The sequence below is a fragment of the Sphingopyxis macrogoltabida genome (assembly GCF_001314325.1).
Taxonomy (GTDB): Bacteria; Pseudomonadota; Alphaproteobacteria; order Sphingomonadales; family Sphingomonadaceae; genus Sphingopyxis; species Sphingopyxis macrogoltabida.
This window is the reverse complement of sequence record NZ_CP009429.1, coordinates 2,958,641-2,972,397: the sequence shown is the minus strand read 5'-3', so window position 1 is coordinate 2,972,397 and position 13,757 is coordinate 2,958,641. Positions and strand designations below refer to the sequence as shown.

The window sequence follows — 13,757 nt, the reverse complement described above, 5'->3', positions numbered from 1 at the left end:
CGGATCGCCCGCCATCATTGCCAAAAGCGAAATGCGTCCTGACGCCTGCCACCGCATATCCCTCTTCCCCCGATAGTAGAGTGCTGCGACCGAACCACTTTATTTTAGAAGATATTTACGGAGCGCCGCGAACCTCGTCAATCAGCTCGCGCATCCTGCGCACCGCGGCTTCCAGCCCGACGAACACCGCCTCGCCGATCAGATAATGGCCGATGTTGAGTTCGGCGAGTTGGGGGATCGCGGCGACCGGAATGACATTGTCATAAGTAAGGCCGTGCCCGGCGTGCGGCTCGATGCCGTTTTTCCATGCGAGCGCAGCGGCGTCGGCGAGGCGGCGCAGCTCGGCGGCGCGCTCTTCGCCCTCGCAATGCGCGTAGCGGCCGGTGTGAAATTCGACGACGGGTGCCTTCAGCCGCATCGCCGCCTCGATCTGGCGCGGATCGGGTTCGATGAACAGGCTGACGCGGATTCCCGCATCGTTGAGGCGGCCGACGATCGGGGCGAGGTGGTTGTGCTGCCCCGCCGCGTCGAGCCCGCCTTCGGTCGTGCGCTCCTCGCGCTTTTCGGGGACGATGCACGCGGCATGCGGCATGTGACGCAGCGCGATCTCGAGCATCTCGTCAGTCGCCGCCATCTCAAGATTGAGCGGCAGGTCGGTCGCCGCCTGAATGCGGGCAAGGTCGTCGTCGCGGATATGGCGCCGGTCCTCGCGCAGATGCGCGGTTATGCCGTCGCCGCCGACCGCCGCGACGATCTCGGCGGCGCGCACCGGGTCGGGATGTTCGCCGCCGCGCGCGTTGCGGATCGTCGCGACATGGTCGATGTTGACGCCGAGCCGCAGGCGGGAAGAAGCGTTGCCGGTCAAGCTGCGACGCTCCGGCTGCCGGGCTTGATCGCCGGGGTGGCCGCGAGTTCGGGCGGCAACTCATCGGCGGCATAGGTCGGGAAGTTGATCGCGACGAGCGGATAGAAGGGGACGCCGAGGTCGATGTTGCTGCCGGCCGAGCGGTCGACGAGCGCGGCCTCGGCGATCACGTCGCCGCCGGCGGCCCGCACGGCATCCATCGCTTCGCGCGACGACAGGCCGGTCGTCACGACGTCCTCGACCATCAGCACCTTGGCGCCGGGATCGATCGCAAAGCCGCGACGCAGCTCGAAGGTTCCCGTCGGACGCTCGACGAAGAGCGCCGGCTTGCCGAGCGCCCGGCCCATTTCATGCCCGATGATGACGCCGCCCATCGCGGGCGAAACGACGATGTCGATCGCCTGGCGAAGGTCGCGCGGCAGCTTGGCGGCGAGGGCGCTCGCGAGCCGGCCGGCGCGCGCCGTGTCCATCAGGACGCGCGCGCACTGCAGATAATATTCGCTGTGGCGGCCGGAGGAGAGAAGGAAATGACCCTGCAGCAGGGCGTCGGCGGCGCGGAATTCGGCCAGGATTTCATCGTCGGTCATCGGGAGATCGGTCTTTTGTTGCTGTCGTCGTCCATGGTGGACGGCGGGGTTTGGGCGGCCGGGATTTGCCTGCCGTAAAATAGTGTTAGAGATGCTTGAGGCAAGCGGCAAGCGGGTCTATAGCGCCCGCGAGATTCAGCCCGCCGGACGGCGGCCGCGACGCATGTCCGCGGTCGGCGAAGGCGGGAATGAAGCATCAGAATAACAACAAGCAACGGGCGGCACTATCCTTATGAAGAGCTTGAAAACCCTTGTAATCGCGGCGGCTTTGTCGCTCGGCGCCGTGGGCGCCGGCCATGCGCAGGCGCCGGCGGCGGCTCCTGCCGAAGCACCCGCCGCGACGACGGCTGCGACTCCGGCACCGGCAGCGCCTGACTCGGCGGCTCCGGTTGCTGCGCCGGCTGCAAAGGATGCCGCCGTTCCCGCGGGCGATGCGACTTACGTCCCGATGAAGCCGACCCCCGGTGTTGGCCAGCCGGTCGATGCGGGCATCAACTTCCAGCCGCAGGTCACTCCGATCGGCGAGCAGGCCTATTGGTTCAACCACTATATCCTGTTGCCGGTGATTACGGTCATCACGCTGCTTGTTCTGGGCTTGCTGCTCTGGGTCATCGCTCGCTACCGCGCCAAGGCGAACCCGGTGCCGTCGAAGACGACGCACAACACCTTCATCGAAATCATCTGGACCGCGATCCCCGTGCTGATCCTCGCCGTGATCGCGGTGCCGTCGATCCGCCTGCTTGCGGCGCAATATGAGCCGCCGAAGAAGGACGCGCTGACGATCAAGGTCACCGGCTATCAATGGTATTGGGGCTATGCCTATCCCGATCAGGGCATCGGCGAATATGTCTCGAAGATCCTGACCGAAGACCAGGCGAAGGCCGCGGGCGAGCCCTATCACCTCGCCGTCGACAACCGCATGGTCGTTCCCGTCGGCCGTCAGGTGAAGCTGATCATCACCGGCGCCGACGTGATCCACAGCTTCGCGGTTCCCGCCTTCTGGACCAAGATGGACGCGGTTCCCGGCCGCGCCAACGAAACGACCTTCACCCCGACCAAGGTCGGTGTCTATTACGGCCAGTGTTCGGAACTGTGCGGCGTCGATCACGGCTATATGCCGATCGCGGTCGAAGTCCTGCCGGTCGACAAGTGGGAAGCGTGGGTCCGCTCGAAGGGCGGTAACCCGGCCGGTCCCGAGGCCGCGGCGCCTGCCGCTGCGGCGCCGGCTCCTGCCGCAACGCCTGCGGCTGCGCCCGCTCCCGCGCCGGCCACGCCGGCTGCCACCACGACCGAAGCAGCGCCGGCTGCGGCTCCCGCCGCTGTCCCGGCCGCCAAGAAATAATCCAAGGGGTCCGACAGATGACCGATATCGCAGCGACTGCACCCGCGCACGGCCACGACCATGCGCATGACGACCATGATCACGACACCCCGGGCTTCTTCGTCCGCTGGTTCATGTCGACGAACCACAAGGACATCGGCACCCTCTACCTGATCTTCGCGATCATCGCCGGCATCGTCGGCGGCGGTCTGTCGGGGCTCATGCGCCTCGAACTCGCGCACCCCGGCATCCAGTATCTGGGGACCTGGGCGCAGGCGATGGGCGGCGCGCAGGACCTGACGGCGGCAAAGCATTTCTGGAACGTGATGATTACGGCGCACGGCCTGATCATGGTGTTCTTCATGGTCATGCCCGCGATGATCGGCGGTTTCGGCAACTGGTTCGTGCCGCTGATGATCGGCGCGCCCGACATGGCCTTCCCGCGCATGAATAACGTGTCCTTCTGGCTGACGGCGGTCGCGTTCGTCATGCTGTGCGGTTCGTTGTTCGTCCCGGGCGGTAGCGGCAATGGCGCCGGGACGGGCTGGACGGTCTATGCTCCCCTGTCGACCAGCGGCTCGGTCGGGCCTGCGGTCGACATGGCGATCTTCTCGCTCCATCTTGCGGGCGCGGCGTCGATCCTCGGTGCGATCAACTTCATCACCACCATCTTCAACATGCGCGCGCCGGGTATGACGCTGCACAAGATGCCGCTGTTCGTGTGGTCGGTGCTCGTCACCGCTTTCCTGCTGCTGCTCGCGCTTCCCGTGCTTGCCGCAGCGATCACCATGCTGCTCACCGATCGCAACTTCGGCACCACCTTCTATGATGCCACGGGCGGCGGCGATCCGGTTCTGTACCAGCATCTCTTCTGGTTCTTCGGCCACCCCGAAGTGTACATCATGATTCTGCCGGGCTTCGGCATTGTCAGCCAGATCATCTCGACCTTCAGCCGCAAGCCGGTGTTCGGTTATCTCGGCATGGCGTACGCCATGGTCGCGATCGGCGTCGTCGGCTTCATCGTGTGGGCGCACCACATGTTCACCGTCGGCATGAGCGTGAACCTGAAGATGTACTTCACCGCAGCGACGATGGTCATCGCGGTCCCGACGGGCATCAAGATCTTCAGCTGGATTGCCACGATGTGGGGCGGTTCGCTCAGCTTCAAGACCCCGATGGTCTGGTCGCTCGGCTTCATCTTCATGTTCACCGTGGGCGGCGTCACCGGCGTCGTTCTCGCCAACGGCGGCGTCGACACCAACCTGCACGACACCTATTATGTCGTCGCGCACTTCCACTATGTGCTGTCGCTGGGCGCGGTCTTCTCGCTCTTCGCCGGCTTCTATTACTGGTTCCCGAAGATGTCGGGCCGGATGTACAGCGAAGCGCTTGGCCAACTGCACTTCTGGATCTTCTTCATCGGCGTCAACGTCATGTTCTTCCCCCAGCACTTCCTGGGTCAGCAGGGCATGCCGCGCCGTTACCCCGACTATGCGGAAGCCTATGCCCATTGGCACCTGATCTCGTCCTATGGCTATGTGATCATGGGCGTCGGGATGATCTTCTTCTTCGTGAACATCATCTACTCGCTGTTCGCGGGTAAGAAGGCCGCCGACAATCCGTGGGGCGAAGGCGCGACGACGCTCGAATGGACGCTGTCGAGCCCGCCGCCGTTCCACCAGTTCAACGAACTGCCCCGGATCGCGTAAGACTATCGCCTGACAAGCTTCGCCCTCTGCCGACTTCCGGCAGGGGGCGATGCCCAACAGGCCGGAGTAAACATGGCGCAGAGCCTGACCCATGGCGAAACGGCGCTTCCCGCCGACTGGCGCGACCTGTTCGCGCTGACCAAGCCGCGCGTCATGTCGCTGGTGGTGTTCACCGCGCTGTGCGGCCTGCTCGCGGCGCCGGACAGCGTCCACCCGGTGCTCGCCTTTTCGTCGATCCTCGCGATTGCGCTGGGGGCAGGGGCGTCGGGCGCGCTCAACCAATGGTATGAAGCCGGCCTCGACGCGAAGATGAAGCGCACCGCAGGGCGGCCGCTTCCCGCGGGGCGGCTCGACCCGCAGACCGCGTTGCAGTTCGGCGTCGGCCTTGCTGCCTTTTCGCTGTTCCTGATGCTGTTCGCGTCGAACTGGCAGGCGACGCTTCTGCTCGCCGGCTCTATCCTGTTCTACGTCTTCATCTACACAATGTGGCTGAAGCCGCGGACGCCGCAGAATATTGTCATTGGCGGCGCCGCCGGGGCCTTTCCGCCGCTGATCGGCTGGGTCGCGGCGACAGGCAGCATCGCGCCGCTGCCGGTGCTGCTGTTCCTGCTCATCTTCCTGTGGACGCCGCCGCATTTCTGGGCGCTCGCGCTGTTCGTGCGGTCGGACTATGCCGCCGCGGGGATCCCGATGATGCCGGTCGTGGCGGGCGAAAAATCGACGCGGCGCCAGATCCTCTTCTATGCGCTGATCATGGCGGTCGCCGCGATCGCGCCCTGGCCGCTCGGCTACACCGGCGCGCCCTATGGCTGGACCGCGACCCTGCTGTCGGCGCTGTTCGTGCTGCTGTCGATCCAGGTCGGGACGCGCGTTTCGCGCGAGGGCGATCCAATGCAGCCCGAAAAGCGGCTTTTCGCTTATTCGATCGCCTATCTTTTCATTCTCTTCGGCGCCGTCGTCGCCGACCATTGGTGGACATTATGACCGAAGAGCCGACGCAAGAACCGTTCGACGAGGCAGAATATCGCCGCCGCCAGCGCAGCCGCGCCAATCTGATGGGCTGGCTGCTCGGCGGGCTGGCCTTCCTCTTTTTCTTCATCACGATCGCGCGGATGGTGGGCCCCAAATGAAGACGATGTCGCGAAATGCCAAAACGGGCAGTCTGGCTGCCCTGCTCGCCGTGGCGATGGTCGGGCTCGGCTTCGCGGCGGTGCCGCTCTATAATCTGTTTTGCCGCGTGACCGGCTTCGGCGGCACGACGCAGCGCTACGATCCGGTCGCCGCCGCCGAAACGCCGAAGATCCTCAGCGACACCATCTCGGTTCGCTTCGACGCCAATGTCTCGCCGAAGCTGCCGTGGAAATTCTATCCCGAACATCCGACCGATACGGTCAGCATCGGCGCGCGCGACATGGCGATCTTCATCGCCGAGAATCAATCGGCGCATCCGGTCGTCGGGACCGCGAGCTTCAATGTCACCCCCGATCAGGCGGGCAAATATTTCACCAAGATCCAGTGTTTCTGCTTCACCCAGCAACGGCTGGAACCGGGGCAGCAGATGCGCATGCCGGTGCTGTTTTTCGTCGATCCCAAGATCATGGACGACCCCGACGCGCGCGACATTCAGGAAATCACACTCAGCTACACCTTCCACCCTGTAGACGAGGACAAAAACGCGAGCTAAGGCCGCGATCGACAGAGTCTTTCAAGACCGGCGGGCGATGGGGAATCGCGATGCTGGGGCTGCAAAAACGGGAAATATGCAATGTCCGGTGCAAAACATCATGACTATCACCTCGTAAATCCCAGCGTCTGGCCGCTGATCGGTTCGGTCGCGGCTCTGGTGATGTTCTTCGGGCTCGTGATGGCGATGCACGCCGATTATTTCGGCGGCGCCGGCAAATGGGTGCTCGGCCTTGGCTTCATGGGCGTGATCGCGACCTTCTTCAGCTGGTGGTCGGACGTCATCAACGAAGCGCATGCCGGCGACCATACCCCGGTCGTCCAGCTCCATCTGCGCTACGGCATGATCCTGTTCATCGCGTCGGAAGTGATGTTCTTTGTCGGCTGGTTCTGGGCATGGTTCGATTTTTCGCTCTTCCCGGTGCCCGTCGAACTGGTCGACGGCGCGGTGACCTCGCTGTTCGGACAGGACGGCGCCGCTGCCGCGACCATGTGGCCGCCGAAGGGCATCCACGTCATCGACGCTTTCTCGCTGCCGTTGCTCAACACGCTGATCCTGCTCTGCTCGGGCACGACGATCACCTGGGCACACCATTCGCTGATCCACGGCGACCGCGAGGGGCTGAAGAAAGGCCTGTGGGCGACGATCATCCTGGGCGCGGTCTTCAGCTGCATTCAGGCCTATGAATATGCCGAGGCACCGTTCCCCTTCGGCACGATCAACTACACCTCGGCCTTTTTCATGGCGACGGGTTTCCATGGCTTCCACGTCCTCGTCGGCACGATCTTCCTGATCGTCTGCCTCGTCCGCACCTACAAGGGCCACTTCACCCCGCAGCAGCACTTCGGTTTCGAAGCCGCCGCCTGGTACTGGCACTTCGTCGACGTCGTATGGCTGTTCCTCTTCATCATCGTCTATGTCTGGGGCGGCTGGGGCGCACCTGTCGCCGCGCACTAAGTGACGGTCGATAACCAGTCTCAAAAGGGGCAGCCGCCGGTTTGGCGCGCTGCCCTTTTTGGTCTCTGTCCCGAATGTGGCGGGCCGACGCTGTTCGAGGGGCCGGTAAAGTTCCGCGACCGCTGCCCGGCGTGTGGGCTCGACTATGGCGCCTATAATGTCGGCGACGGGCCCGCGGCGTTCCTGACCCTGATCATCGGCGCGTTGCTGATTGCAGCTGCGCTGACGCTCGATTCCCTGGTCCGGCCGCCGCTTTGGGTGCATATCGTGCTCTGGGTGCCGCTCACTGCCGCGGCGGTGGTTTATGGTCTCAGGGTCGGCAAGGGCGCGTTGCTGGCGAGCGAGCATCAGCGCAAGGCAGCGGAAGGGCGCCGCATGGATGAACCGCATGACTGACGAGACACCGCAGGCCGGGCCGCGCTGGCCGCTGATCCCGACGATTCTGGTGCTCGCCGCCGTCGCGGTGATGATCGCGCTCGGCGTGTGGCAGTTGCAGCGCAAGGGCGAGAAGGAAGCGCTGATCGCACTCTATCAGCGCAACATGGCGATGTCGTCGCTGGTCACCTATCCCGAACTGCCGCCGGTCGAGGACAGGTTTCTTTATCGCAAGAGCAGCGTCGTCTGCCTCGAGCCGGTACGCTGGGACCCGCGCAGCGGCACCGACCGCGCCGGCAAGGCGGGGATCCGGATGGTCGCCGATTGCCGCACCGGCGCCGAAGGGCCGGGCGTGCTGGTCGATATCGGCATCGGCGACGATTTCGCGCCGCCGAAATGGACCGGCGGCATCGTGCAGGGAACGATCGTCCCGGGCCCCGAGCAGCCGACGCTGATCGCGCGGATGACGGGCAAGGCGACGCCGGCACGCGCGATGCTTGTCACCGATGCGCCTGCCGCCGGACTGCGCGCGAGCGCGGTGCCTTCGGCGGCCGACACGCCGAACAATCATCTCGCCTACGCCGGGCAATGGTTCCTGTTCGCCGCCGCGGCGCTGGTCATCTATATATTGGCGGTCCGTCGCCGCTTGCGGCCTTGAGCCGTCGCCGAAGTTTTTCCGCGATTTCCGCGCCGCGAAATGTTCCATTTCGCTTGAAACCGCTCTAGGCGCATCGGCGTCATGGAATATATCAGCACCCGCGGCTCTGCGCCGACCCTCGACTTTCGTGCCGCGACGCTCGCGGGGCTTGCCGGTGACGGCGGGCTTTATGTGCCGGCACGCTGGCCGCAGATGTCGATCGACGAGATTCGCGCGCTTGCCGGGCTCGACTATGTCGAAACCGCCGTGCGCGTCATGCGCCCGTTCGTCGACGGCGTGCTGACCGAGGACGAATTACACGAGCTGTGCCGCGCCGCTTACGGCCGCTTCGGCCATGATGCCGTGACGCCGCTGGTCCAGCTCGATCATCGCCACTGGCTGCTCGAACTGTTTCACGGCCCGACGCTGGCGTTCAAGGACGTCGCGCTGCAACTGCTCGGGCAATTGTTCGAGAAGTTCCTTGCGGGCGGCGACACCGACATCACGATCGTCGGCGCGACCTCGGGCGATACCGGATCGGCGGCGATCGAAGCGGTGGCAGGGCGCGAGCATATTCGCATCTTCATGCTCCATCCCGAAGGCCGGGTCAGCGACGTCCAGCGCCGCCAGATGACGACGGTGCTGGCGCCGAACGTCCACAATATCGCGATCGACGGCAGCTTCGACGATGCGCAGGCGATGGTGAAGCGGCTGTTCGGCGACGCAGAAGCGCGCGGGCAGATCACGCTGTCGGCCGTGAACAGCATCAACTGGGCGCGGTTGATGGCGCAGGTCGTCTATTATTTCTACGCCGCGGTGCGGCTCGGCGGGCCCGACCGGCCGGTGGCGTTCAGTGTCCCGACGGGCAATTTCGGCGATATCTTTGCGGGCTATGTCGCGGCGCAGATGGGATTGCCCGTTGCACGGCTGGTCGTCGCGACCAACGTCAACGACATCCTCCACCGCGCGCTGACCAGCGGCGACTACAGCGCCGGCACGGTCACCCCGACCGCGACGCCGAGCATGGACATCCAGGTCAGCAGCAATTTCGAACGCTTGCTCTTCGACCTTTCAGGCCGCGATGGCGCCGCGATCAACGGCATGATGGGCGATTTCGACCGCAACCGTGCGATGACCATTCCCGCCGACATGCTCGCGGGATCGCGCGGGCTGTTTTCGAGCGCGCGGATCGACGGCGACGCGATGACGCTGGCGCTGCGCTGGGCGCAGGAGCATGGCGGCCAGATTATCGATCCGCACAGCGCGGTCGGCCTTGCCGCCGCGCGCAGCCTCGACATCGATCCCGCGACGCCGGTCGTCACGCTGGCCACCGCGCATCCGGCGAAGTTCCGCGACGCGGTCGAGCGCGCGACCGGGGTTCGTCCGCCGTTGCCGGCGCGGCTCGGCAATTTGTTCGATCGCGAGGAACGTTATGCGAAGCTGCCCGGCGATTATGACGCGGTGAAGGCCCATATCCTCGCCGAGGCGGCGCGTGGCTGAGCTTGCTCCCCTGCGCACCCTCGTCGGGGAGGCTTGGGACGATTACGGGCTGATCGACAGCGGCGGCGGGCGCAAGCTAGAACGCTATGGCCGCTATCGCTTCATCCGCCCCGAACCGCAGGCGATGTGGCGGCCCGCGCTGGCTGCCAGCGAATGGGATGCCGCCGATGGCGAGTTCATTCCGGCTTCGGACGACGATGGCGGCGGCCGCTGGTATTACAGCAAACCCGTGCCGGCGGAGGGCTGGCCGCTCGGCTGGCGCGAGACGCGCTTCACGGCGTCGTGCACGCCGTTTCGACACCTCGGCTTCTTTCCCGACATGGCGCCGGTGTGGGACTGGTTGCGGGACAGGGTTGCGGACAAACCCGATCCGGCCTTCCTCAACCTGTTCGGCTATACCGGGGTCGGCAGCCAGGCGTTGGCCGCAATCGGCGCGTCGGTGACCCACGTCGATGCGTCGAAGAAATCGGTGGCGCAGGCGCGCGAGAATGCGGCGCTGGCGGACATGGCCGACAAGCCGGTGCGCTGGATCGTCGACGACGCGGGCAAATTCACGGCGCGCGAGGTGCGGCGCGAACGGCGGTACGACGCGATCCTGCTCGACCCACCGAAGTTCGGCCGTGGTCCGGGGGGCGAACGCTGGCAGATCGAGGAGGGGCTGGCGCCGCTGCTCGCGGACTGCCGCCAATTGCTCGACGCCGACAGCCGCGCGCTGTTCCTGACCGTCTATGCCGTGCGCATGTCGGCGCTGGCGATTGGCGAATTGCTGGCGCAATTGTTCGCCGATCTGCCCGGGACGATCGAATGTGGCGAACTTGCGGTGCGCGAGGAGGCGAGGGGGCTGTTGCTGCCTACGGCGATTTTCGCGCGCTGGAGTCGCTGACGCTTAGCGCCGGCAAGATTATGTTGCATACGTTTGCTGCATCAAATGCGCAGCAAAATGTCCGGAAACGGACAGTCGATGCGTTGACAATGATAACGTTCCCATTTAGATAACGTTCACATAACGGGTATGCCGCCACGAAAAGAGCGGTCGATGTGGGAGGAAAAGGGATGCGGGCGTCTCAGCAACAGTGGTTTGCCAAATTTCTGGTCGGTACGTCTGCTCTGTCCCTGATGGGCATGGCGCAAGTGGCGATGGCCCAGGAGGCTCCGGTCGAAGGCGAAGCAGCCGGCGACGAAATCGTCGTCACCGGTATCCGCGCCAGCCTCGAGGCCTCGGCGAACATCAAGCGCGAGGCGCAGGGGGTTGTCGATGCGATCTCGGCCGAAGATATCGGCAAGTTCCCCGACACCAACCTCGCCGAATCGCTCCAGCGCATTACCGGTGTGTCGATCGACCGCTCGAACGGCGAAGGATCGCTGGTGACGGTGCGCGGCTTCGGCCCCGAGTTCAACCTCGTGACGCTGAACGGCCGCCAGATGCCGACCGCGCTGATCGGCGGCGGCGACAATGCGCCGTCGTCGCGCTCGTTCGATTTCGACAATCTCGCATCGGAAGGCATCGCGGCGGTCGAGGTCTACAAGAGCGGCCGCGCGACGATGGAATCGGGCGGGATCGGCTCGGTCATCAACATTCGGACCCCGCGTCCGCTGGACAAGCCGGGAATGCGCGGCAGCCTGTCCGCTAAAGCTGTCTATGACTCGTCGCGCAACGAGGGTAATCCGGTCACGCCGGAAATCTCGGGCATCTTCAGCTCGACCTTCGCCGACGACACAATCGGCATCATGGTTGCGGGCTCGTACCAGAAGCGCAAGGCAAGCGAGAATGTCGCCAATGTCGGCTGGCGCGACGGCTATCTCGGCAACGAGAATAATTGGGGCTCGCTGGCCCAGCCGGGCACGCCGCGGGCCGATAATATTACCAACCGGCCGGGGCCGACCGACGTCTATCAGGTGCCGCAGAACGCTTCTTACGACCTCAACGACATCAATCGCGAGCGGATCAACGGCCAGGCCGTCCTCCAGTTCCGGCCAAGCGACGATCTGACCGCGACGATCGATTATATCTATTCGCGCAATACGGTTGAGAACCGGAACAGCAACGTCGGTGTCTGGTTCAACCACGAAGATACGTCGAGTGCATGGACCGACGGTCCGGTCGCCGGCCCGATCTTCTATTCGGAGCTGTTTGCGCCGCCGACCGGGACGCCGGGGCCGAACGCGCTCTATGGCGGCAAGGACCTGTCGTACAGCGGCGCGCTGACCGAAAACCGCGCCGAAAACAAGTCGCTGGGCTTCAATCTCGAATGGAATGGCCCGGGTGGTGTGACGTTCGAACTCGACGCGCATCATTCGACCGCGACCGTCAAGCCAGTCAATCGCTTCGGATCGAGCATGTCACTGGGCAATGCCGTGTTCGGGGTGCGCGGGCAGGGGATTAATTTTGAAAACGACCTCCCCGTCATTTCCTATGAAATGTATCCGGGGATCGACCCGCTCGATACCTCGTTGATCACGCCGACCGGCAATGCGTTCCGCAACGCCTATTTCCGCAACCGGATCGACCAGGTCCAGTTGCGCGGTCATTATGACCATGACAGCGGCTTCCTCGACAGTATCGATTTCGGCGTCTCCTATGTCGACAGCAAGGTTCGCTCTGCCTTCGGCACGATCCAGAACGACGACACCTGGGGCGGGGCGGGGCCGGCATCGAGCATTCCCGACGATATTTTCTCGCTGGTCACCTTGCCCGACAAATTCCCGGGGCTGGCCCAGCCGGGGATGATCGAGAGTTTCTATACCTTCGATTTCGAACGCATGGCCGACCTGGTCGAGCAGAATTTCCAGACATGCAGCAATCCCGCCACTGGCTCGGCGATCCCGGGCACCTGTCTTGCCAATTTCAACACCGACCGCCGGATTTCGGAAAAAACGCTGGCGCCGTATCTGCAGGTCGCGACCGAATTCGACCTGTTCCAGAATCCGGCGCATTTCGTCGCCGGCATCCGCTACGAGACAACCGACATTTCATCGTCGGCGCTGGTTCCCGTGCCGGTGACGACGACGTGGGTCGGCGACAATGAATTCAATGTCGTGTTTTCGGGCGACAGCGATTTCACCCGCTTCAAGGGTTCGTACGACAATTGGTTGCCCGCGTTCGACCTTGACGTATCGCCGATGGACAATGTCAAGCTGCGCGCCTCCTATAGCCACACCATCACGCGTCCGTCCTATGATTTGATGCAGGGCGGGCGTACGATCGATACGCTGTTCCGCGTCGGCGGCGGCGGCGGCGCGCAGGGCAACCCGGGGCTGATCCCGTACAAGTCGAAGAATATCGATCTGTCGGCCGAATGGTATTATGCCCGCGACAGCTATATTTCTGCCGGCTATTTCCACAAGGATGTGAGCAACTTCATATCCTCGACCCGGATCGACAGCAGCGCGTTCGGGTTGACGACGCCGGTGGGCGGGCCGCGCTGGAACGCCGCCTTGGCCGATCTTGGCGCCGACGCCACCGTTGCCGAGATCCGGCAATATATCATCACCAATTTCCCCGATACGGTGACGGGCAATATCATCAACGCCGCGCCGGGTGATCCGCTGGTCAATTTCGAGATCACGACGCCGATCAACAGCGATCAGACCGCATCGCTGAACGGGTGGGAGTTCGCGCTGCAGCACAGTTTCTGGGACACCGGCTTCGGCGTCATCCTGAACTATACGATCGTCAACGGCAGCGCGACCTATGACAATGCGCAGCCGGCGTCGGTGCCGCAGTTCGCGCTGGTCGGGCTCAGCGACAGCGCCAACGCTGTGCTCTTTTATGACAAGGGTCCGATCCAGGCGCGCGTCGCGTGGAACTGGCGCGACAAATTCCTGTTCTCGTCGGGTCCGAACCCGACCTATACCGAGGCCTATTGGCAGATCGACGCGAGCGCGAGTTACGAGTTCATGCCGGGGATTACCGGGTTCGTCGAGGCGATCAACCTGACCGGTGAAAGCCAGCGCAAGCATATGCGGCATGTGAACAACGTCACCTTCGTGTCACCCGGCTTCGCCCGCTACGCGGCGGGGGTGAGGTTCAGCTTCTAGGACGGGCATTTGTCAGCCAGTCCCCCTGGTGAGAGAGCCGCGCCCGTGCCGGGTGCGGCTCTTTTGCGTGACGCGGGGCCAACG

At 64.2% G+C, this 13,757-nt stretch carries 13 protein-coding genes; 11 read left to right on the top strand and 2 right to left on the bottom strand.

The features are described from left to right. Positions 1–115: 115 nt before the first annotated feature. Both LH19_RS14625 and pyrE read right to left on the bottom strand, forming a co-directional pair. On the bottom strand, positions 116–865 hold the full coding sequence (locus tag LH19_RS14625) for a pyridoxine 5'-phosphate synthase (RefSeq protein ID WP_054729345.1): 750 nt from the start codon (positions 863–865) through the stop codon (positions 116–118). Then, positions 862–1,452: an orotate phosphoribosyltransferase gene (gene pyrE / locus LH19_RS14620; RefSeq protein WP_054729343.1), complete on the bottom strand. Its 591-nt coding sequence runs from the start codon at positions 1,450–1,452 to the stop codon at positions 862–864. The genes LH19_RS14625 and pyrE overlap by 4 nt, the downstream gene beginning before the upstream one ends. A gap of 232 nt (positions 1,453–1,684) precedes the next feature. On the opposite strand from pyrE, the gene coxB reads away from it, so the two are divergent. The 11 genes from coxB (at position 1,685) to LH19_RS14570 (ending at position 13,673) form a co-directional block, all read left to right on the top strand. Continuing rightward, positions 1,685–2,794 (top strand): cytochrome c oxidase subunit II, encoded by a 1,110-nt coding sequence (coxB, locus tag LH19_RS14615; RefSeq protein ID WP_054729340.1) that lies wholly within the window; start codon positions 1,685–1,687, stop codon positions 2,792–2,794. Between the two features lie 17 nt (positions 2,795–2,811). Further along, entirely contained in the window at positions 2,812–4,482 is a 1,671-nt protein-coding gene (gene ctaD / locus LH19_RS14610) for a cytochrome c oxidase subunit I (RefSeq protein WP_054729337.1), read from the top strand. Between the two features lie 72 nt (positions 4,483–4,554). Beyond that, complete coding sequence (locus LH19_RS14605; protein WP_054729334.1) at positions 4,555–5,466, top strand: heme o synthase; 912 nt, start codon at positions 4,555–4,557, stop codon at positions 5,464–5,466. Continuing rightward, complete coding sequence (locus LH19_RS29055) at positions 5,463–5,612, top strand: hypothetical protein (RefSeq protein ID WP_167346282.1); 150 nt, start codon at positions 5,463–5,465, stop codon at positions 5,610–5,612. Before LH19_RS14605 ends, LH19_RS29055 begins: the two co-directional genes overlap by 4 nt. Continuing rightward, positions 5,609–6,166, top strand: a complete 558-nt coding sequence (locus LH19_RS14600; protein WP_054729331.1) for a cytochrome c oxidase assembly protein — start codon at positions 5,609–5,611, stop codon at positions 6,164–6,166. The genes LH19_RS29055 and LH19_RS14600 overlap by 4 nt, the downstream gene beginning before the upstream one ends. Before the next feature lie 81 nt (positions 6,167–6,247). Next, the gene (locus LH19_RS14595) at positions 6,248–7,123 is read left to right on the top strand and encodes a cytochrome c oxidase subunit 3 (protein ID WP_054588118.1); all 876 of its coding nucleotides are present in this window, start codon (positions 6,248–6,250) and stop codon (positions 7,121–7,123) included. Then, positions 7,124–7,519: a DUF983 domain-containing protein gene (locus LH19_RS14590; protein WP_054729328.1), complete on the top strand. Its 396-nt coding sequence runs from the start codon at positions 7,124–7,126 to the stop codon at positions 7,517–7,519. Then, positions 7,512–8,156: an SURF1 family protein gene (locus tag LH19_RS14585; RefSeq protein ID WP_054733597.1), complete on the top strand. Its 645-nt coding sequence runs from the start codon at positions 7,512–7,514 to the stop codon at positions 8,154–8,156. The genes LH19_RS14590 and LH19_RS14585 overlap by 8 nt, the downstream gene beginning before the upstream one ends. An 81-nt stretch (positions 8,157–8,237) precedes the next feature. Further along, positions 8,238–9,635, top strand: a complete 1,398-nt coding sequence (gene thrC, locus LH19_RS14580) for a threonine synthase (protein WP_054729326.1) — start codon at positions 8,238–8,240, stop codon at positions 9,633–9,635. Further along, positions 9,628–10,518 carry a class I SAM-dependent methyltransferase gene (locus tag LH19_RS14575; RefSeq protein ID WP_054729323.1) on the top strand — a complete coding sequence of 297 codons (891 nt, stop codon included), beginning with the start codon at positions 9,628–9,630 and terminating at the stop codon, positions 10,516–10,518. Before thrC ends, LH19_RS14575 begins: the two co-directional genes overlap by 8 nt. Before the next feature lie 254 nt (positions 10,519–10,772). Continuing rightward, positions 10,773–13,673 carry a TonB-dependent receptor gene (locus tag LH19_RS14570; protein WP_234715938.1) on the top strand — a complete coding sequence of 967 codons (2,901 nt, stop codon included), beginning with the start codon at positions 10,773–10,775 and terminating at the stop codon, positions 13,671–13,673. The last annotated feature ends 84 nt before the right edge of the window (positions 13,674–13,757 follow it).